We start from the raw sequence: 23,590 nt of genomic DNA, 5'->3' as shown, positions 1-23,590 counted from the left end.
ATCATCTCCAGGTTATTAAAATGTTACAGACAGGTTAAACGTAAATTGTTTGGCCACCGGTGTGCGCGAATGGTCTTCGCCTACTGTAAATATATCCCCATATCTTTGATTAATATTTATCTCAGGATCCTGCCCGGTGTATCTTGTAAATGTTAACAGATTGTTCATTGTGGCCGACAAACGCATGTTTTGCATGCCAAACCTCTGAGAAAAAGAGTTGGGTACTCTATATGTTAAGGTGATATACTTTAATCTCAGGAATGATCCATCTTCAACAAACCTGTCGGAGCCCAACCAATTATAACCCTGCCCCATCATCGCTCTTGGAATATCTGTCTCATCACCTGGTGCTCTCCATCTACGCAGGGTCGAAGCAAGCTGGTTGTCGAAGTAATACATATTTTCTCCGTCCATCTTGGTCTTGTTTATAATATCATTCCCAACACGGAAATAGAAATAATAGTTAAAGGAGAAATTTTTATAATCAATAAGAGACCCAAACCCACCATAAAAATCAGGATTTGCATCACCAATGTATACCACATCCTGTGCATCAATATTTCCGTCATGGTTAATATCCTCATACATTGCATCACCCAACTGGAATGGATACCTCACGTTTCTATAATCAAACACCATATATACAGGATTTCCATTTGGGTCTAGAATTTGATTACCTGCTGCATCCCTTGCAATTAGCTGATCGGGTTCGGTATATACTCCTTTATAACGATAACCATAAAAAGAACCAATGGGGTTATCAACCTGAACAATGTGTCTATATTGGCCATTATAAAGAGTCAGGCTTCTCTCTAATGGGTAGTTATCTGCAACTTCTCTGAGTATATTGTAATTTCTTGCTATATTAAAATCAAAAGTTACTCTCAAATCGCTTTGACGAATAGGAACGGTTCGTACCGATAAGTCATACCCAATATTATCTAAAGTTCCCAGATTCATAACATTGATTCTGGAAAAGCCTGTTGTTGATGGAATTGGAGTGTCATAGACAAGCATGTCTTTGGTTGTATTCAGATAGTAATCAGCATCCACCATCAGTCTTCCATTAAACATCTCAATTGACACTCCATAATTGGTACTGTTAAAAGATTCCCATTTAAGGTTTTCCAATTGCATATTAATAGGGTAAACTGCATTATAACCTAAGTATGACCAAGCAAATGTTCCATAATTATTAAAGAACATTCCCTCTCGCCTAGGAACTCTACCGTTTTCTCCATAACTAAATCTCAGCCTTAAATCATTCAGTGAGGTAAAATCCTCCATGAATGGTTCTCCAGAAATACGCCATGCTGCAGAAACTCCAGGAAACATTCCAAATCGATTCTTCTCATCAAATTTAGAGTTACCTTCATACCTGATACTACCCGAAGCAATATATCTGTCTAACAAGACATAATGAACAGTGGCAGTTGCTCCTACATCACGACCTCTCCATGGCCCTGAATTAAAACCAAGACCCGCTTCCCTGTATTTATTATCTAATGAAGGATCCTGCAACAACGAAGAAGCCGAGTTGGCGGTTTCAAGTTCGTAAAGACTTCCTATGCGTTCATTGGTTTGAAAATTTACAGAAGCTGTAAAATCATGGATGGCGTTAAACATCCGGTTAAAATAGAGTTGGTTGTTTGTATAAATGGTATATGAATCATCATCTTTATCAAAAGCTCTGTTTACCCAAGAGTCAGTCCAGGTTCTTCCAGTAGCTGTCTGCGGCAAGAAACGTCTTACTTTATTGGTATTAACATCAAAAGAGAGATCCATTGTATATCTTAATCCTTCCAGAATTTCATAGTACAAAGAAAGTCGGTTGGTAATCCTGTCATTGATTGTCCGTGTAAATCCATCGTTACCCATCGCGACTGGGTTATAAGTATTTGGAGCAGTTCCTTGTGCATTAAACTCTGGCGAAAAGAAATTCCCGGTTAAATTTCCAAAAGCGTCGTATTCATAAATTGACATATTAGGCATTTTCCTGTAAGCCACAGATCGCAACTCTCTGCCGTCCCTAAATGTATTATCCCGATAGTTTCCTCGTGTGTCTGCATGGTTATAGGCAAAGTCAGCTCTCAACCTCAAGCGGTCAGAGATCGTATAATCGAGATTTAAACGCGTGGACAATCGATCCAGTCCGGTACCAATGGTGGTACCTTCCTGTCCCTGATAGTTAACAGAAAATCGATAAACAGCTCTGTTTCCTCCACCAGAGATAGAGAAATCATGGTTTTGAATAAAACCATTCTGAGAAACTGCTTTTAACCAGTTTGTATTCTGTCCATAGTTATGATAGAAATATGGATCATCTGGAATTTGCAGAAATTCACGGTAAGTCTCAAAAGGAAGTGGAGTTCCATAGCTGTTAAACCATGCTTCCTGTATTAATGTGTTGTACTGATTTCCATTCAACAGAGGAATTGTAGGTGGATCGAAAGTATATGTACCCCTAAAAGTATAATTGATTAGAGGTTTTGTTGACCTCGAACCTCTGCGTGTTGTAATAAGCAATACACCATTTGCAGCTCTCGTACCCCACATAGCGGTAGCGGCTGCATCTTTTAAAACAGCTATTTCGGCAATATCATCAACAGGAATATTCAACATTTGAGAATAACCCTCTTCATTGGCTGTTGCAAAGTTAAAATCTGAGGAAACATTTATCTCATAAGGAATATTATCAACAACAATTAACGGAGAAGCATCACCTGTAAGTGTGTTTACTCCACGAATTCTGATGTTCATACCTGCTCCCGGATCTCCAGTATTGGCAGTAATATCAACTCCGGCCAATCTTCCCTGAAGTGCTTCATCAATGGATGATGCATGTACACCTTCGAACACATCAGCAGAAATCTTTGCAATAGGTATCGCCAAGTTTCTGTCCGGTACATTTAGACTTCCGGTCTGAGTACGACGGTGAGCAACAATCTCTGCTCCTGCCAATTCTGTAACAGCCTCATTCATCACAACATTAATCGTAGTTCTTCCCTGAATTTCAACTATTTGATCCAGATAACCGATGCTGGTAAACTGTAATCGATTTTCTATATTTCTAACTTCCAACAGGTAATTACCGTCCAGATTGGTAACCGTACCACTCACAAGCCTATTGTTGGCATCCAACTCTGCCACAGTTACCCCAATGACTCCTTGAGGCTCAAAGGCACTGGTAACTTTTCCTCTGACAATGGCACGCTGCTGTGCTGTTGAAGCAATGGTAATCAATAGCAATGCCTGAATTAACAATACTGATCTTAATATTTTAAACATAGATTCTATCATTTTATTCAAAATAATTTTCTACCCGTGGTTTTACTAATCGTTTGCAACAGGTCGATAATCTAGATAATCATCAATCAAATGTATCACTGCCCGATTAGCTAAAACGTTTGTATTGGTGCTGGTAGCTGTTGCGGTTGCGGTTGCAAATCGGCCTCGCCTATCAGTGAACTCAATTCTATCATTGGAATTGCTGAATACATAAACCTGTGTTTCTCCATCAGAATCACGATAATGAGTAAACACTTCTTCATAATTATAATCAGCATTACTATAAATGATTTTATCATTTAATATATGATATCGAACAAACCTCAACACCATTTCTTGCTCCGCCTGAGTAAAATCAGCAGGGCCAATTGGGGGTAATAATCCATCAGCTACGGCTCTCTGGATTGCTTGATCGTTTGGAATTAAATAAGTTTGATTTGTAGTAGATGCGATACCTGCAATCTGTCTATTATCAGGATTATACACCATCCTATTGAATTCGTCTGGACTTTCGGCTCCTTCTACAAGAGAGTTAGCTGACTTTTCAAGATATCTAAAGAAAGCCCGATAACTTGCATTTCCATCTAAGTAATATCCAATGTTTCTGGTTGAAAACATCAGTGGTCGATCCAGGGTCATGGTTCGTCCATTTCTTGTTTCATTAGCTATTTCACCATCCTGTAAAACCAGTCGAGCAGCAGTTGAAAGAGATTGCCCAGGCCCCCAAACCCTTGTGCCAGCGGGTGTTGCCAGATAACGAATATACTCACCTGCGTTGGTTTGTATCAAACCAAAACCTTCACTTAAATCAATATCCTGATTAAAAATAATGTGAAGGCTCACCAATCGGTCAAGAATGGTGAAGGCTGCCATATTTCCCCAATCCGGGTTATTATGTTCCCATTGATTTAACCCGACATTAAAATTCAAATTGATGTTATCAAAATGTTGATTGCTAATTAAGAATACATCCAAGTGGAGTATGGGGTTACGGAGAATAAAATTATTCTCCGTTGACACCAAGGCCTGATACATCGTAGTATAAGAAGGACTTAACAGAATATCTCCAAGAACAGTTGAAAACGCATTGGTCTCCTGAACTTTATTCACGACATAAAACAAGCCATTACTGCCCATGGCCTGGCCAACAACATTGGTGTTAACATCAAATCTGGCTGGTTCACCAAAATGGTTCTGAACATTATCAAATCTGGATGGCCATACAGTTGTTCTGAAAAAATGTGCATTTAAGAACTCATCAATTACAAACTGAGGCATCTCATCCAACGAATTATAACCTCGACCCAAAAACTCAGTATTTAAGTAATTTTGTAAAGCCTGGTTAGTTGGAGCAAACATTGTCCAGCCATCAATCTGATTATCCGTTCTATATCCACCACCATATCTGAGAAAATTCTCTACAGTTGGTGGAAAATGTAGTGAACCATAAGACTTAACATATATTTCTCTATATTGACCAGTTGCTTGCTCCTGCTGAATTTCAAAATCTCGTGGTGCACGAAAGTAACTTACTTTATAATTTTCAAGCATATTAAAAAAATCGGAACATTCATCTGTGGCCATTAAAAGTTCTTCTAAGTTAGGGAGAGGAAGAATCACTTTATCAACAACATGAATAACTCCGTTCTCGGTTACAATATCATGATCAAGAACCTTTGCATCCACAACATTAAAGCCTGAAAACTCAGCTTCAGGAAAAAAGAAATTGTAATCAAATACAGATAAACCATTTGAATTAAGATAACGCTCGGTAAAAAAAGGAATGCTTTTCATGTTAAAATCATTCATAACGAAAGTTCCACCGAGGTTTGGATTTTCTAAAACGGCATTTACATCTATCACATTTCGCTCTACACCATTGTGGTCAGTATATGTATAAACCCCTTTATAGTTAAACGTAGTACGTTTGAATGCAATATTCTGATTTCTTTCTCTTTCCTCTGGAAGAACTTCTCTTTGGTAATCGTCGATTTGCTCAGATAATGATCCAACGGCAACCAAAGAATAACTGACAATTTGATGTGCCAATTCATTTGATATATCATCAATTGAATTGATTCCATGCTCAGTCATGAACTCAGTAAAAGCAGCATCATTAGGAGCAAATACAGTATAGAATCCTGAAGATTTTAAATTTCTGGTAAACCCCGATTTATCCACACAGGCCAGATAGTAATTAAAATTTCCCTGTTCTTCTAAATATTTATAGATGGGTTTTTCAAGCCAGCCTGGTCTCTCAAAGTAATCTTCATCCTCACATCCTGAGCTAATTAAAACCAGAACAGCCAAAACAACCACCATTCTTAAAAAAAACAAAACTCTCATCATATTTCTTTAATTATAATTACCTTAATTTATCATCTTAACAACCCGCTATTAATAAATTTATACACTTTTTTCGCATAAATCAACACATTATTAAAGCTAAAATTCGTTTTGCAATTTCAAACACACCCCCAACCCGAATACACGATCACCACCTGGGAAAGATTAAAGCCTGATTTTCTGTATTTAAACAATCTAAAATAGAACTAATTCAAACTCTTTAATTAATAACTAAAATTATAACTTATATTAACATGTGACAATACACAAAATGATCTATTATTTAAATTTTTTGGCACTTTTTGATCTTTTTACACATTAAAATATAACAAACCTCAAACACCTCAATTGCATATGATCAATCCAAAAGAATAAATTAACCCAGCTTAAAAAAGTATGATAAGAGTCCCGAGGCTTTGGTGCGAGTTCCATGTGGTTACCCTAAATCAAATTATAGAAACTTGGAAACAAAGACTTGAATCGAACGCTCAGATCTATAATTAAATTTGAAATAAACAACAATTAATATAAGCCCCTACTATGTGCCGACATTGATACAACACGACGGTTTCAATCCCATGGATGCCTTCCCGTGTTTTGTCTGACTTTATGTTGCTGACATGAATACTGTTAACACATCCCCCTTCATTCATTGGTTTTTATAAAAACCAAATGAAAAGCACTGGCTTCATCAAAGACTGTATAGTAATCTATAAAATTTAAAACCTTACAGGTGGAACCAAACAAACATAGGTGACCGAATCCCGGTATGCCACAAGTCTTTCGTTCTCATAGAATAATTCCGTAACCTGTATAGAACTTCTTCGCTGCTCAAATAAATCATTGGGATCAACACCATCCCTGCGACCAGGGTGAGTAAAATAGTATAAATATGCGCGGTCGTTGCTGATTAAAATATCTGCATGTCCTCCCATTACTTTATCATCTTCTCCAATACCAGGTTCCTCAACCAGATTTCCGGGAATATTTGTCCAATTTAATAAATCATCTGATTTGTAAAGTGCGAGACCACTCCACACATCTGTTATCATCCAATATTGGCCTTTCCATTCAAAAACTTTTGGGCCTTCTCCGCCACGGGCACGGTCAATTTGCACGCGGCCTTTGTCTGTCCAGTTATATAAATCGGGACTATCTGCGTAATACATTGCTTTTCCGGCGCGCTCGTTATTATACCACATGCGCCAGGTACCATCAGGCAATTGAAAAACACAAGCATCAATGACCCTGTCTGAAGCCAATTCCAAAACAGACTCAAAATCCCAGTCTAAAAGATTTTTGCTAGTAAGGTGAACAATGTCACGAGGATGCCGCCAATCCCTGAAGATTCCCGGGACATAAGTAAGGTACATATGATATAAACCATCATGTTCTATTACCTCCGGAGCCCAATGAGTATAATCAGGCATGCGATAATTAATGTTTGCTGTGTCTCTGTATGACCAATTGGCTCCATCGTATGACTCGGCAATTCCAATCCTGGTTCCGTGAACCCATTCAAACCCATCTAAGGAAATATCTTTTGCCCGGCGGTTGGTGTAAAACATAAACCACTTCTCTTCATCGTGATTCCAAACAATAACAGGATCTGCAGCGCCATCATATACCGGATCCCTAAACAAAGGTTTAGGCGCAGGTTCTCCACAATGTTCTGTTGAGGATTGACAACTGACAACTATCAGTGTCATGATAAATATTAGAATATTCAAAAAAAGACTTTTTAGATTCATAGCTAAAACGGATTTAAAAGAACAATGAGTTATTAATAAGTGATAGGATTAAGTCAAAAACTTACGTCTTAAGTCCTCTATTTCATTTTCACCGATTGGGATGAGCTTTCCTACCGATTGCCCCATAACCAAAGACATTGCCGAAAACTCGGCAACTTCCAGTCGGTCAAAGGTCTGTAATAATTTATCCCCAGTAACAACAACCGAGTCGTTTTCAATGATTACTGCCGGGGTATTTTTATCAATGGTATTTAGTATGGCTTCACTATTCTTAAATTGTGATCCAAAAGGCATATTGGGAACATCTTGCAAAAATATCCAGCTCTCAGGAATTGTTCTTACATCAAACTTTTGATTTGAAACGGCATAGGCCATCAAATAAGGAGACTGCGTGAGAATAATTGAATTGATAAAAGGATACTTTTTATATAATTCCTGATGCAACCAGGTGGCACGGCTTGGCAATTTCCCTTTCTCTCTTTTTCCATCCTGAATTCTTACAACATCTTCCGGTGTTATATCCCATCGAGATAGATTTGTTGGAGTTATTAAAAAATCATCGCCTCGCCAACGTCTGGAGACTGTACCATATGAGCTGATCATCATCCCCTGACGGCAAGCTCTTCGGACAATTGAAGTGATTTCCTTTCTTATCTCCCTTTCATCGCTTGGAAAGTTTTTGGGTTCAAATTCTAATTGTAAAAGGGGAATTTGTGCTTCAAAATCGGAAATTTGACCATCGGTCAATTTTTGAACTTTAGCTATAGTACTTCCATTAATTATGGTTCTGGCGCAAAACTCAAAAGTTTCAAACCGCTGAAAAGCATCACTTAAATCAAAACCAGCGACAACAGTTCCATGGTTCTCCATAATTACAGCATTAAAACCTTTTACAAACTCCTGTGCAATTACCTCTCCCAACTCTTCACTTCCAGGCAATTCATATGGCGCATATCCAATTGGACCACAGACCTTTTTTGCCTGTGGAATGACGTTGGTATCCGGGATGGTTCTGGCAATGCTGAAAGAGACCAAAGCCGGTGGGTGTGCATGAATAATAGCTTTAATATCCGGACGATATTTAAAAATGGCTTTGTGGAAAGGATATTCAGAAGATGGTTTATGAGATCCTGCAATAATCCCATCTGCCTTTACACACATTATGTCTGAAGGCTTCAACGAGCCTTTATCAACCCCGGAAGGAGTTATCCAAATATTGCCGCAATCATCAATAACAGAAATATTCCCTCCGGAGGTGGTCGTTAAACCACGTTTGTAAATCCTGTCAATCACCATAACAATCTGGTCACGGGGATGCATAAACTTGGTGTTAAGCAATTTCATCTTTCCGAATATTTAAATGGATATGAATGAAAATAAATCAAGTTTTGAAAGTGGAACAACTTCTAAAAAGGCCCTAAATCCTTAGGATCTTTCTAAATTTGGTTTTTCAAATCTGTTATAGGTGAACCCCAACAAAACCAGGGTTGGATTTTAGACAGCTGGCATATTTAAGAAATACAATTAGTATTCTTTGTATACTTTAGCAACCTCAGCACCTAAACACCTCTAAAACAGGTTTACTAAAAATTTAAAACAGGTCCTAATCTTTTAACACAGAAACCCCATTCCATTCAACCAAACCAAGGCTTACTTCAGGAACAGCTCCCTTAAATACTTTATGATAAATAACCAGTGCGGCACCCAATGCGCTGGAATTATCGACTTGGGTAGTAAACACTTTTTTCTCTGGCATGAATTCGGCGAGCAGCCTTACAAAAATCTCATTTCGAGCAAATCCTCCGGAAACAAACACACTATTTGCTGAGCTTCCTGACTCTGAAATAAGTAGAATTGACTTATATGCTTTTATTGTAAGATCATACATGAAACGGTGATACGCTTCAGAAAAACTTTTAAATTGATTAAGATCTATGGATTTATCAATATAATCTGCAGGTACACCTTCTACAAAGAATTTCACTTCGGAGGTTTCATTAACTATATAATGTGATAATAAAACTTCATCAATCTCAACTTTTTTATAAGCATCCGCAAGAACGTTGAAATGCTTTGTGATGCGTTCCACATTTACATCATGGATATGCCCCATAAAAAACCTCGAAGATTTTACCGGGTTTTGTTGAATACTCATATAGCAAAGGCAATCATGTCTGAGTTCATCCAAAGTTAAAGGAGAATGGTTAAAAGGATTCATATTGATGCACCAGGTTCCGGTACTGATAAGTAAAAATGGTTCCTTTGATCCTTTAAAATAAGGCACCAGCGAAGAAGAGCTATCATGAATTCCAATACCACAGGCAATCTCTTGATCATTTATTTTTACAGTATAAATCTTGTCGTTACTAATTGGCTCTGGTAAAGAGATGCCTTCATTTGATAACCAGTGATGATATTCGTTATGATCAAAATCCCACAGAAAAGTATGACATCCTATGGATGTATGCTCCGACACAAACCTTTTGGTAAACAGGGATGACAAGTATTGTGGGAAATGCAGTATGTATTTCGATTTATTAAATACCTCGGGCTGTTCCGACTTCATCCATAACATCTGAACACCCGAATTCAGCAGCATTCCGAGAGCCGGACTGGCAGTCCTCCTGCAAAATTCCTCTTCACCACCAAAAGCAGAAAACAACTCATTTTGAAATTTAGTACTGACTTGTTTTAAGTAGTTATATACCTGGGTTAATCTCGATCCTTTCTCATCTAGCCAGCACAATGAAGCACCATAAGTAGAAAAGTTAATACCACAAATTTGATATTTCCCCTCCATAATCAAAGATTCAACAGAAGAGAAGAGCCACTTCTCTATTCTTTCTATGTCATCACACTCTTCTCCATCTTCATCCGTGATGGTGGAAAAAGGCTCTTCAAGCTGATGAACAACATCCAAATTCTGATCAAACAAAAGAAGCTTTTTGTTTGTTTTTCCAATATCAAAAACAGCTATAACTTTTAACATGATATGCTTTTTAAACACAAAAAGAGGCTGTCCAAAAAGTAATTTTAAATTTTCCTTAACTTTCAAATCGTAAATTACACGTTAATAATTCACCCCTAAATCCCCCAAGGGGGACTTTAAGCCTCCCACATGGGGGGAGGTTTGGAGGGGTGAAAGCAAGGTTGTTTTACAAATTGTAAGTATTGAATATTATTAACAGACTTTTTAGACAGCCTCCGAAAACAAATCAACTATCTATTTAACAAAACATCCTTTTCGTACTTTTGAATCTCTGCAATGAAATCATCACTGGCAGGAACACTGTTCTTGAGACAGTAATAATCCCATACAGCTCCAAAATTGCGTGATTTCATTACTTCCAACAAGGCTAGTCTCTCGAAATATTTGCCATTTTCTTCAAAATCCTTCAAAATGGCATATGGCTCAAGCATTGCTCTCATGAATGCTTGTTGAGTTGCGCGCGTGCCCACAACATATGCTCCTACTCTATTTATACTGGCATCAAAAAAGTCTAATCCAATTTTAACTCTATTTAAAAAGTCATTGCGAATAATTTCTGATGCTATTAACTGAATCTCATCATTCAATACAACCACATGATCCGAATCCCACCTTACTCCACGGGTAATATGTAATAACACATCGTCAACAAACTGAAGACAAGCAGATACCTTATCACCAACCTGCTCGGTGGGATGAAAGTGTCCATTGTCCAAACAAATCAATTTGTTGTTTTTAATGGCGTACCCAAGATAGAAATCGTGAGACCCCACTGTCATGAACTCTGCACCAATACCAAACAACTTACTTTCAACAGCATCAAGCATGAACTCTCGTGGATAATCATGTGCAAACGCTTCATCCAAGGACTTCTTCAGCAAAGCCCGATGGCCGTTACGATCTACCAATTCATCCTTTGAACCATCAGGAATCCAGGTATTGTGCACAGACGGCGAACCCAATTGTTTTCCCATTTCAGCAGTGATGGCTCTGCATCTCTTCACATGCTCGACCCAAAAACGGCGAACATCTTCATTCTTACTTGACAAAGTATATCCATCATCGGCTTTGGGGTGTGAGAAACAAGTTGCATTAAAATCAAGTCCCATGCCTCGCTGTTTGGCCCAATCGATCCAACCTTGAAAGTGCTTAACCTCAATCTGATCACGATCTACCAGTTGACCACCAAACTCACCGTATATTGCATGAAGATTCAAGCGTTGTTTGCCTGGAAGAAGCGACATGACCTTATCTAAATCCTGACGCATTTGATCTATATTCTGAGCTTTTCCCGGGAAATTTCCTGTAACTTGAATTCCTCCGCCTCCTAACTCGGCATCGGGTCTTTCAAAACCACCAACATCATCAGTTTGCCAGCAATGCAAGCTGATTTGAACATCATTCATTTTATCAACAACCGCATCGGTGTCCACACCAAATGCTTTATATTGTTCTCTGGCCAGTTCATAAGCCTTTTCTATAAGTTCTCTTTTATCCATAATGACATGTATTTTAAAATTTTATCTATGTTTGATTGGAGTTAAATCAACTCAAATACCCTTTTACTGTCTTTCCAACATATCTATTTTATCCCCATAGAATTACCAATGCCCACGATAATTACTGATAACAGAATAATTCCGATGCCCATGGAAATGGTTAAAATGGTTTTACGGGAAGTACCCTTCCATTCTTTATTGTAGATACCCCACATATTTGCTGTAAGAATGATGGTTGACATATGAAGAATCCAAGAGCTGGCGCCACTTCCAATTTTGCTCTCGCCCATTCCATAAAAGAAAAACTGTAGAAACCATGTGGTACCTGCAAGAGCAGCAAACATGTAATTCCTCAAGAGAGGAGTTTTTTTGCTTACATATTCAGGGTAACTGTTGTTTTTTATACTTAAATAAACACACCAAATTAAATTGGTAGTTAAGCCTCCCCATAAAATAACCAGAAACGTAACATTATTTACAAAAAGAGGGTTATGTCCCAGTTCGTATATTGCATAATCGGTAAGAGGCTTTCCTGCTTCTATACCATAGTTAAAGAATGCACTTAATACTCCGGAAATAATTGCAACGATTAAACCTTTAACCAACGCAAACTCTTTTACACTGGCAGATTTTTGTTCCGAAGAAAGTTCCTTTTCTTTTAATAGCCCGGCTCTTCCTGTGAGTGCAATGCCGGTTAAACATACCGCTACACCGAAAAGGACAACAAGACCTCCAGAGGAGTTCAACATATCAGAAAATGACACTTTGTCAACGGTGCCCATTATATCGTAGTAGATGGGAGGAACCATTGCCCCAAAAGCAGCAGTAACACCCAAAATAACAGAATTTCCTAAGGACATTCCTAAATAACGAACTCCCAAACCATAAGTTAAACCTCCTATACCCCACATCAAACCAAGAAAATAGATAATCCATAGAAGTTGGCCAGAAGTGTGTCGTAAAATCTCAAAAAAACCGGGAACCGTTAAATAGGCTGCCAAAAAAGGTACGATCAACCATGAAAACAATCCACCAAGTAACCAATATGTCTCCCACGACCATTTCTTTACCTTGTTATAAGGCATATAGAAACTTCCGGAAGCAAAACCTCCAATAGAATGGAACAGAATTCCTAACAATGCTTGCATAATATTTACAATTAGATTATGAAAACGAGATTAAAATCACAATTAAAAAATGACATAATTTTTATGAACCAAATTTATAGGCATCTACAATTTTTAACAATACACAAAGTGACACATTGTTTATATTTTTTGACATTATTTATAATAACTTCAATAAAAGCGAAAAGATGTTAAACCGAACAAGCACAAAAAAAATCGCTAACAACATACCTGACAGCGACATATAGACTTCATGGCAGAATGTTTTAAACCATTTTCATTCGGCAACACAGACTGACTTTTCATTATTTTGATTTATTTACAAATTGCAAACTTGATTCATTTTTAATGAGAGTGTTAATTTTGAACAATAATTGGATGGTCATTAAACTTCTGCAAACTCATTTATGTGAAGACTATCCAAAATAAAGACGCATTGAAATTTCAGTAGCCTGAAGATTGATTAATGAGATAAGTGAAAAAGGCTGCCTTAACAAATTAAGACAGCCCTTTTTCTATTCAATATCTACCTTTTACGTAAGCTTATTCCATTTTTCGAGAATAAGATTTTCCGCCTCAAGATTCCATAAGCCATTGTGAAGTTGACATATTTCATGAAGTTCGGTAAATAATGGGTTTGTTTTCCCTTTCTCTTCAAATTCCGAGATAGGAGTCAATGGCATTCTAATATGATTATAAATTAATTTCTTACCGCCAGGGATTTCAGGCAGTCTTAAAGTTGTGTCTATCACTGCATCCAAACCACCAATGTGCGTCACCAGCCCAGCCGGATCCAAACCTTTACTCATCATTTCCAAAGCCTCTTTCATATCGTCCATGTTACCGCCACTGGTTCCAACCAAATGGGTAAATTCATAATGGACTTTATAAAAATTCAACGGAGCTTTAAAATTTGAGTCACCGGGACCGGCAAAGAAATTCAGGCAACCATCAAAGGCCAGAATCTCATCAGCCTGCTCAATGATTGGAACTACCGGAGCAAATACAAACACATCATCGTATCCGTATCCATCGGTAATAGCCTTTAAATCGGCGGCCACATTATCCATTGCACCGGTATTTACATAACGTAAATCAATCCCTTTGGATTTTGCAAAATCTACAGAATAAAGTGATGCCGCCCTGTCCAACCGTCCCTGATCTATATCTGTAACAACCAGAAGTGAAGGTTTGCGATCCTCTCTGTTTAACGCGTAATTAATGGCAGCCAACCCCATTGGACCTACTCCGGCCAATATGGCCATTTTACCGCCATCCACAATCTCCATTTTGTGCACATAAGATCCGGGTGTGGTATGATAATTGGCGTGCATAGCACCAATTACACACGACAATGGTTCCGATAATGAGGCAGGATAAAATCCTTCACCTTTATAAGGCAGCAAACATCCTAACTCCATAACCTCTTTCGGGATGATTACATAAGTTGCATCGCCCCCTATGTATTGGTAGGAATACCCGGGAGCACTTAAAATACCTACAGGACCATCTGCATAATTCAATGCCGGTTGTATGGAGAATTTATCCCCAACTTTAAACTCGCCGGCCCATTTAGCACCAACTTCAACCAGTTCACCGGCAAATTCGTGGCCTATAATAATGGGATTCTCAGCAACATCATCAGGAATTCTTTTGTGATCGGTTCCCTGTGTGGCAGCTTTATATGACGACATACAAATGCTGTCGCATATCACTTTTGCCAATATCTCATCTTCTTTAATGGGAGGAAGTTCAAATTCTTCCAAGCGAAGATCTTTTTTTCCGTATAATCGTACTGCTTCTGTTTTCATTATCAAATTTTTAATCCGGTCTCCCGGGATTATTTCAACATAATTTGACCACCTGTAACAGGTAAAGCCTGTCCTGTTTCAAACTCCTGATCAATCAGATATATGACACCCTTAACCACATCTTTAACAGTGCACCCACGCTGAATTGGTGTTTGGCTCAGATAAAAATTCTTCACCTCTTCAATGGATTTAGCACCCGGTACCTTGCCGGCTTTTAGGTATTGAATAAAAAGACCATTCTCAGGATCGCTCCAGAGCGGCCCGTCATAAAAATTACCGGGACAAACGCTGTTTACCTTTATGCGATCGGGTGCCAATTCCAATGCAAATGACTGGGTTAAACCTATTCCGCCAAACTTACCGCCGGCATAAGCAAAATTCTTTTTACTGCCGCTTAAACCACTTTTGCTATTAATTTGAATTATATCAGCATAATAACCAGACTTGTGGCTGGTTTGAAGTTTCATTACTTCTGAAACAACTTTTGTACAATAGAAATAGGCGTTATAATTGATTTTTGTAACCAAATCGAAGGATTCGGGTGTCATTTCATCCAATCCTCCGGCTCTTAATATACCGGCATTGCTAATAAACACATCAATTGCACCAAAACGGGTAACAGTGGCTTTTACCAGCTTTTTTATCTGATCGATGTCGGAGACATCGGTTTGAATGAAAATGGCTTTGTTACCTCCTTTTATGGAATTAAACCTTGCTACAGTTTCATTTCCTTTCTCTTCATTTAAATCAGCCACTACTATGTTGGCTCCCTGCTCCTTTAATTCACGTGCAATTCCTTCACCAAAGCCTTGTGCAGCACCGGTAACAATAATCGTACGGTTTTCCACACGCCCTTTAGAATCAACAGCAGCAATGCTGCGGCGATAGTTTTCAACCTCCCAGTTATCAATAAAGCTAATCTGATCATCGGTCATGAAATGCTGTCCTCCAAAGGATTCAGACAGCCACGAGATCTTCAACAGGTCTTCAAACACATCCAAAATAATATCTGTTTGTGCGCTATTATCTCCAATGGACAACAAGCCAAGATTCTTTACCACAACCACTTTGGGTGGATAACCATTTTCTGATACAAACTGGTTAAATTTTAGCTGAAATTCAGAAATGATATTTTCGGCTGATGAAACCTCATCGATGAAAATGTATTTTGACTTGCAATAAACAATTATATCAGGCGTAAATGGTTTCTCGATTTTTGAGAAAGCTTCTACAGAACCGGAAAAATGCCCAATAAGCTCATTGTTTCGTACCTGAACTGTTTTTAACTCCGATTCGCTGGCAATCATCCGAATAGCTGGCACCACAGATGCAACCAAATCGGATATTTCAATATCCGATTCAGGAATATCCTTTTTAACATGGCTTTTTATCGACTCAATCACCTTGTTGTAAATCACCTTAATTTCATCCACCTCATTGGCAGAAACAAAAATTCCGTGATTTTGCAACAGAATCACCTTTGGATCGAAACCGTTATCCTTTCTATATGCCAATATTCGCTTCTCAACTTCCTTAAACAGAATATATCCCGGATCGATATATGGAATATAAAGAGCTTCGGCACCAAAAACCGGCTCTAAATATTTTTCCACATCTTTTGCACACATTACACCATTCACCAAAGTCGGATGCAGATGCACCACGTAACTGTAAGCAATGACATCATGCATGGATGTTTCAACAGAAGGACGTTTCTCGGGTGTTAGATTAGCAGCAGCCAAATCATTTTTCACCTGATTCTCACGTTCTGATGCATTATTGCTATAGGTTTTAGACGCAATTTCAGCAAGTTTTACCCTGTCGAGCATGGCAAAACCCTCCTCGGTAATGGTTGAGAGAGCAAAACCACTCGCCTTAACCCATAAGCGATCATCCGTTTTATAAGAGGTATTGCCTCCTCCGGCTATCACAAACTCCTTCTGACAACCATAAAACCTAGATATTTCTGCTATTTTCTTTAAACCCTCGTTCATGTTCATATTTGGTTTTCGATTTGATTAATCAGAACTTTAAGCCAGATCGATTAAAGCTCTGCCAATTTTCTCAAACTCTTCGCGTTTTGAGATATCAGCCACACCATCATTGTTTACATATCCCTGTTCGCCCTTTGAAACCAAAAACTGATGCGCAGCTACCAAAGCTGCTCCCCGAAGATTTATCTCCTTTAACCGATCGGATAAAGGGGTGTTATTCCTCGCAAACAGTTCAATAGGTTCCATGGCAGGAGAGTTATGCTCAGATCCGAAGGTTACGACAAACCCACTATCATATAAATACCCTGCATATATTTCCAACACTTCAACACTGTTGCGTGTTGTTATGAACTCAACTGAGGCAATCCCTCTCGATTTTAAAATGTTTGCTACTTTTTCAAGATCAACTTCAAAATCTGTAAAATTACCATTGGCATCATCGGCAAGAAAAGGATAAGTTGGAATACCCCCGGCTTGAAGAATGATTTGCCGAACCATTTCCATTTCCAAAAAAGCTTTTGGATCTTCAGGAACAAAAGCTCCTCCTCCTGCTTTAAGCAGATTCCCACGAATCTCATTCTCAACCGCAGCAAAATCGTCAATAGACGATTTTAAAGGCTTTCCTCCAAATAACTCTTCATAAAAAGATAGTTTTTCATTGTCAGAAGAAAACAAGGACTCCACCTTTAGTCTTAAGGCCTTTGCAAGATGACGCTCGCGTACACTTCCACTGGCCATCTCTTTTTCAATCTCGCCAAAGGTGAGTTTGAATGGAGCTTGAATTTGATTTAATATGCCATTTAGTTTTTCGCACATGGACTCCACATGTCGATTAGACTCACTTCGCACATCCAAAAGTTGTTGCATCCATGGATCATCAAGTCTAAACGGGTAAGAAAGCCCCTTTCCGCTCAGATACGTACGTCCGGGATTATTTGGATCATTTACTCTGACTCCATTTGCCTGATCATCTTTATTCAAACTGATGAATTCGATATTGAAAAGCGGAAACAAACCACGCTTGTTGCATTCCGAAGCCCATTCAGGATAACCATCAGCGCTGTAAAAATCGTTAATTCCAACCACACGCACCCCTTGCTTCAGAGCCAAATCAAGCGCCTGAGGCACAGAATCAAAAGCACTAAAGGAATATGGCGTGTGCAAGTGAGCATTTACCTTTACAGACGTCCAATTCTGGATATCTTCTGCCTTCTGCAAAAGAGTGGTTTTATCAGGAAATTTTAAATAATAACTCATATTTGAAAAATATTTACGAACAAAACTTATCGAATTTTAGAAGGCAGAATTACAGACAGAGAAAAATATTGAGATCACGGTATGGCTGGAACTCCATTTTCTAATCTATCAAAAGCATTTCAAACTACACTCCCAATCTGGATCTTCTGATTTGCTCTGAATCTGTAAAATTGCTTTTACACACATGTCCTTTCAACGGAATCATTTTCTCATGTATGGCATCAATGAACCAGTCAGGCTGCGGGAAGAAACTGTCTTCCAGCTCAAAAGCAGGAGTAATCCAGTTTCGCGATCCAACCACAACCGGAGGTGCATCAAGATAATCAAACGCCAATTCTGCAATGTTTCGTGCCAAATCATTCAGGAATGAACCACGTGCAGTGGCATCTCCGGAAATGATGATGCGTCCGGTTTTCTTAACCGATTCTATTACTTTTTCATAGTTAAAAGGTACCAAAGAACGCGCATCAATAATTTCTGCGGACATTCCATGCTTTTCCTCAAGTATTTTGGCGGCATCAAGAGCTCGATATAGTGTTGCACCAATTGTTAAAATGGTAACATCCTTTCCTTCTCTTTTAACATCAGGTTCTCCAAATGGAATTTCATAATATCCGGCAGGAACCCCTTCTTCGTGAAACTGCTCTCCTATGTCGTATAGCCGCTGGCTTTCAAAATATATAACAGGGTCAGTCCCCTGTAGTGCAGTATTCATCAACCCTTTTGCATCGTAGGGTGTTGCAGGGAAAACGACTTTTAGTCCGGGAATGTGAGCCACCAGAGAAGTCCAGTCCTGACTGTGTTGTGCTCCATATTTTGACCCTACAGAAACACGCATAACCACAGGCATTTTCAAAACATTACCGCTCATAGCCTGCCATTTAGGCAGCTGATTAAAGACCTCATCGCCACTGCGTCCTAAAAAGTCACAGTACATGATTTCAGGTATTACCCTTCCACCGCACATGGCATAACCAATAGCAGTTCCTGCAATTGCAGCTTCGGCAATGGGTGAGTTAAAAAGCCGGTGATATGGCAACGCTTCTGTCAAACCTCTGTAAACGGCAAATGCACCACCCCAGTCACGGTTCTCTTCTCCATAAGCTATCAACGAAGGGTCTTTATAAAAACGATCAATAATGGCCTCAAAAATCCCATCGCGCAACTGGTATTGTTTCATTTTAGAGAATGGCTTTCCATCTTTATCGAAGGCAAAACGCTCTTTTTTCTCCAGCTGTTTTACACGTGCATTCTCGGCCATTTCATGATTTACCTCTGCTTTACCAGGCAACATGGCATCCACTGATTCATTGGAAAACATCATATCTCCAATCAGTTCAGGATGCTTTTCCATATCCATGTATGGAGAAACATCGGGGTCAATGGATAACTTAAACATATCAAAAATGATACTTTTCACATCTTCAGTAACAGTAGCCAAATCTTTTTCGGTAGCTACACCAGCTTCAACCAATTGTTTTCCAAATCCTATGATGCTGTCGTGTGATTGCCATGCTTCTACCTCCTCTTTACTTCTATACGACGAAGCATCTGACGGAGAGTGTCCGGAATAACGGTAGGTAAGCACCTCAAGCAAAACAGGTCCACGTTTCTCCTCAATAACTTTTCGTTTACGCTTATAGGCATCAATAACCGCCAACGGATTATAACCATCCACACGTTCGGCGTGCATCTGATCTTCATTAACTCCGGCTCCAATACGAGCAGCCATTCCATATCCCATAGTTTCACCACAGGTTTGACCACCCATTCCGTATTGGTTATTCATAACATTAAAAATAACGGGCAATCCACCTTTCATGTCGCCTTCCCACAGTTTAGCGAATTGGTCCATAGCGGCAAAAGTAATTCCTTCCCAAACCGGGCCGCAAGCCATAGATGCATCGCCAATGTTCGCGACCACCAAACCGGGTTTCCGGTTTACTTTTTTGAATAAGGCTGCTCCTACGGCAATATCCCCACTTCCTCCAACAATGGCATTGTTGGGGTAAACTCCAAACGGAGTAAAAAAGGCATGCATACTACCTCCCAATCCCTTATTGAATCCTGTTTCCCGCGCAAAAACCTCCGCAAGTGTGCCATAAATCAAAAATCTACGCCCCAATTCCTTTATCGAACCATTAAATCCCTTCTTGACGACACCTAGCGTTGATCCATCAAAAAACTTCTCCATGATTTCCGATAACTGATCATCGCTCAATTTTGCAATAGCACTTAACCCTTTCGCCAAAATTTCTCCGTGGCTCCGGTGAGATCCAAAAATAAAATCTTCTACAGTTAAGGTAAAAGCCATACCCACCGCAGCAGCCTCCTGCCCGATTGACAAGTGAGCAGGTCCGGGATGGTTGTATGATACCCCATTGTATTCTCCGGTGGTTTTAATTAAGTTCAGCATGGTTTCAAATTCACGAATTACCACCATGTCATGATAAATGCGAATCAGCTCATCTTTGGAAAAATTCTTTAATTCATCCTTAACCGTTTTGTTGTACTGATTAACCGGAATGGGTTTAAACTCAATACTCCCGCCCTTTCGGGATTCGTTGGGATCAAGAAACTGTACTTTAGGCATAGTCTATTTTGTTTAATATATTTTTTTGATATTTGATGTGGAAGATTTTTTATTTCCCATTCATCTATGATTGATGTTTTTGCCTTTTAAAAGGCAAAAACGTTTTCCTTGAATATTTCAGAAACTGTGGGATGAGGAAAAACAACCTCTTCCATCTCTTTTAAAGTCATTTCATTTTCAATGGCCATTACAGCGCCATAAATCATTTCACTGGAGGGATTTCCAAGCATGTGAACGCCCAGAATTTCACCATATTTTTCTCCTACCAAAACTTTACACAACCCTTCTCCCCCTTCATTTTCGGCGATAAACCGTCCGGCATACGCCATTGGTAAAGTGGCAACTTTATATGGAATCTTTTTCGCCTTTGCGACGTCTTCAGTAAGTCCTACTCCGGAAAATTCAGGATTGGTATATACAACACCGGGAATGGCATTGTAACGCATCACATCTCTTCGCCCGGTAAGATTATTAACCACAACTTCACCCTCGCGGCTTGCTGTATGCGCCAATAAGGAGAATCCGGTAACATCTCCTGCAGCATAAACATTTGGAATGTTTGTGCGCATTTGTTGATCTACCTTAATTCCTCCACGGAATAATTCGACCCCGATATTTTCAAGTCCAACGCCTTCTATATTCGGTCGACGACCAACGCTGAGCAATATTTTTTCACCCTGCACTGAATCAGATTTCCCATCCTTTTCAAATACCACAACATTTCCTTTAACCTCAGTGACCTTAGAAGAAAGATGAAACTCAACCCCTTTTTTCTCAAGCATTTTACGAAGCATGGTACTCATTTGACGATCCATGCCGGTTAAAATTTCATCCAACATTTCAATGACCGTTACTTTGGTTCCAAGGCTACTGAAAAAGCTGGCGAATTCAGTACCGATTACACCTCCACCAATTACCACCAGTGATTCAGGCAATTTGCTCAATTGCAGTATCTCGCGATTAGTTACAATCACGTCACCTGCCTCTTTAAGTCCTGAAATTGGAGGAACCGCAGCTTCAGAACCGGTAGAAACAAGAACATTTTCAGCTAAAAACAACCGACCGTCAGCCACTATTTCAACACCTGAAGCCGTTCTGCTCTTAATTACAGCAGCAGATTTAACTGTTTCAACCTTGTGGTGTTTCATTTTCATTCCTACACCCCCTACCAACTTCTTTACCACTTTGTTCTTACGAGCCATCATTTTTGAAAAATCGAAAGAAACATTATCAGTCGTAATACCATATTTTTCACCGGTTTTGGCATTATCTAAAAGTTTGGCGCTATATAGCAGAGTTTTGGTAGGAATACAACCTTCATTCAGGCATACACCACCCAGATCTTTTTTCTCAAAAAGCACCACCTTTAGACCTTTTGCTCCTGCTCTTTCAGCAGCCACATAACCGGCCGGGCCACCTCCTATTATTGCTAAATTGTACATACTTGTTTGGTTTTAACGCAGAGACGCGAAATCGCAAAAACTTTTATTAATAGTCATTCTTGGCAAATCATACATATCAAATATCATGACCAAATATTCTCTGTGTCATTGCGTCTTTGCGTTCAATACTATAAGTCAATTTCCAGATTTTCAATTTCAATAGCCACCTGCTTTACGAAGCGCGTAGCTTCGCCTCCATCAAGAGCTCGGTGATCGTATGTAAGACTCAGCCCAAGATATGGCACAAAGCCATAAACTCCATCACCTAAATCTTTTGGCCGTGGAACGATGGTGTTAACTCCCAAAATGGCAACCTGGGGTAAATTTATTACTGGTGTAAACATTTCAACTCCGTAATTTCCGAGATTGGAAACCGTAAAAGATGCTGCATCTGAAGCCAACAACTCAGGTGAAACACCTCCCTTGCGGCAAGCATTGGCAATCTCTTTAAATTGGCTAGCCAAACCTTGTATAGATAAATCATCTGCATTTTTAACCACCGGAACCATTAGTCCTCGATCGGTATCAACCGCCAAGCCAAAATGCACCTTCTTAAACAACTTCATTCCATCACCCATAAAATGAGCATTTACTTGTGGAAATTGCTTTAATGCCTTAATTACAGCAAAGCAGATCATATCGTTCAACGTGATATTAACGGGATACCCTTTATCCAATGCGGCTTTCGCTTTTTTACGCAGTTCAAGAATTCTTCGGGCATCGGCACCCAGATGATGTGTTAATTGTGCAGAGTTTTGTAGTGATGCGTGCATTGCTTTTGCAATGAGCTTACGCATATTGGTAAGTGGTTTTATTTCAAAATCTTCACCATAAACCGGATTTCCAGATTGCAGATCGTTGGAAGTTATCATTCCTCCCAAACCCGAACCGACTCCTGCTTGAAGATTTTGCTCAGCAATCAATTGTTTTGCAAGTGGTGTAACTTTTCCCTGCTGTAGTGATGCAGAAGAAACATCACGCTCAATAACCCGTCCTCCGGGACCAGTCCCGGCAATGTTCTGCAGATCTACACCTTTCGTTTCAGCAAGGTTGCGAGCCCTCGGTGAAACCCCGTTGCTTTCGCCAGCTAAATTTGTAGATTTAGAAGGTTGAGCAGTCTCTGATTCTCCTTTCTTTGAGGATGAACCTGTTATTTCTTGAGCAGAAGCCTCTTTTTTGTCTGAAACATTTTCACCTCCCTGAGGACGAAAATCTTCAACAGACTCTCCGTCTTCTCCAATTACACAAACATTTGTAAGAACAGGAACTTCGTCGCCCTCTTCAAAGAATAGATCTAACAAAATGCCGTCAACCGGTGATTCTTCTTCAAATGAAGCTTTATCGGTTTCGTAGGCAAATAAAACTTCTCCCTTATTAACTTTGTCTCCCTTTTTCTTATGAAACTCAGTTATGATGCAACTTTCGACGGACTGCCCCTGTTTGGGCATAATGATTACTGTAGCCATTTGCAATATTTTTTTCTGCAAATGTAA

General features: G+C 39.2%; 13 protein-coding genes. All 13 read right to left on the bottom strand.

Annotation, left to right across the window (positions count from 1 at the left end; translation table 11 throughout):
• Positions 1-15: 15 nt before the first annotated feature.
• A complete protein-coding gene (locus B5X70_RS06890) occupies positions 16-3,288 on the bottom strand; it encodes a SusC/RagA family TonB-linked outer membrane protein (protein WP_157666455.1) in 3,273 nt (1,090 codons plus the stop codon).
• Positions 3,289-3,333: 45 nt separating this feature from the next.
• Positions 3,334-5,637 carry a fasciclin domain-containing protein gene (locus tag B5X70_RS06885; RefSeq protein WP_079557170.1) on the bottom strand — a complete coding sequence of 768 codons (2,304 nt, stop codon included), beginning with the start codon at positions 5,635-5,637 and terminating at the stop codon, positions 3,334-3,336.
• 716 nt (positions 5,638-6,353) lie between these two features.
• Positions 6,354-7,385 carry a family 43 glycosylhydrolase gene (locus B5X70_RS06880; protein WP_079557169.1) on the bottom strand — a complete coding sequence of 344 codons (1,032 nt, stop codon included), beginning with the start codon at positions 7,383-7,385 and terminating at the stop codon, positions 6,354-6,356.
• Between the two features lie 48 nt (positions 7,386-7,433).
• A complete protein-coding gene (locus B5X70_RS06875; RefSeq protein WP_079557168.1) occupies positions 7,434-8,729 on the bottom strand; it encodes a class II aldolase/adducin family protein in 1,296 nt (431 codons plus the stop codon).
• Positions 8,730-8,988: 259 nt separating this feature from the next.
• Positions 8,989-10,374, bottom strand: coding sequence for an FGGY-family carbohydrate kinase (locus B5X70_RS06870; protein WP_079557167.1), 1,386 nt, complete (start codon positions 10,372-10,374; stop codon positions 8,989-8,991).
• A 230-nt stretch (positions 10,375-10,604) separates the two neighbouring features.
• Positions 10,605-11,873 carry an L-rhamnose isomerase gene (locus B5X70_RS06865; RefSeq protein WP_079557166.1) on the bottom strand — a complete coding sequence of 423 codons (1,269 nt, stop codon included), beginning with the start codon at positions 11,871-11,873 and terminating at the stop codon, positions 10,605-10,607.
• A gap of 83 nt (positions 11,874-11,956) precedes the next feature.
• Positions 11,957-13,021, bottom strand: coding sequence for an L-rhamnose/proton symporter RhaT (gene rhaT, locus B5X70_RS06860; protein ID WP_079557165.1), 1,065 nt, complete (start codon positions 13,019-13,021; stop codon positions 11,957-11,959).
• A 512-nt stretch (positions 13,022-13,533) separates the two neighbouring features.
• The gene (locus B5X70_RS06855; RefSeq protein ID WP_079557164.1) at positions 13,534-14,811 is read right to left on the bottom strand and encodes a zinc-binding dehydrogenase; all 1,278 of its coding nucleotides are present in this window, start codon (positions 14,809-14,811) and stop codon (positions 13,534-13,536) included.
• 29 nt (positions 14,812-14,840) lie between these two features.
• A complete protein-coding gene (locus tag B5X70_RS06850; protein WP_198314211.1) occupies positions 14,841-16,811 on the bottom strand; it encodes an SDR family NAD(P)-dependent oxidoreductase in 1,971 nt (656 codons plus the stop codon).
• A gap of 30 nt (positions 16,812-16,841) precedes the next feature.
• Positions 16,842-18,062, bottom strand: a complete 1,221-nt coding sequence (locus B5X70_RS06845; protein WP_198314212.1) for a PHP domain-containing protein — start codon at positions 18,060-18,062, stop codon at positions 16,842-16,844.
• A gap of 124 nt (positions 18,063-18,186) precedes the next feature.
• The gene (locus B5X70_RS06840) at positions 18,187-20,655 is read right to left on the bottom strand and encodes an alpha-ketoacid dehydrogenase subunit alpha/beta (RefSeq protein WP_079557163.1); all 2,469 of its coding nucleotides are present in this window, start codon (positions 20,653-20,655) and stop codon (positions 18,187-18,189) included.
• 86 nt (positions 20,656-20,741) lie between these two features.
• Entirely contained in the window at positions 20,742-22,097 is a 1,356-nt protein-coding gene (lpdA, locus tag B5X70_RS06835) for a dihydrolipoyl dehydrogenase (RefSeq protein ID WP_079557162.1), read from the bottom strand.
• Positions 22,098-22,225: 128 nt separating this feature from the next.
• Entirely contained in the window at positions 22,226-23,563 is a 1,338-nt protein-coding gene (locus tag B5X70_RS06830) for a dihydrolipoamide acetyltransferase family protein (RefSeq protein WP_079557161.1), read from the bottom strand.
• Positions 23,564-23,590: the final 27 nt, after the last annotated feature.

Source organism: Alkalitalea saponilacus (assembly GCF_900168165.1).
Classification (GTDB): domain Bacteria; phylum Bacteroidota; class Bacteroidia; order Bacteroidales; family Marinilabiliaceae; genus Natronoflexus; species Natronoflexus saponilacus.
This window is presented reverse-complemented; position numbering and strand designations above follow the sequence as displayed.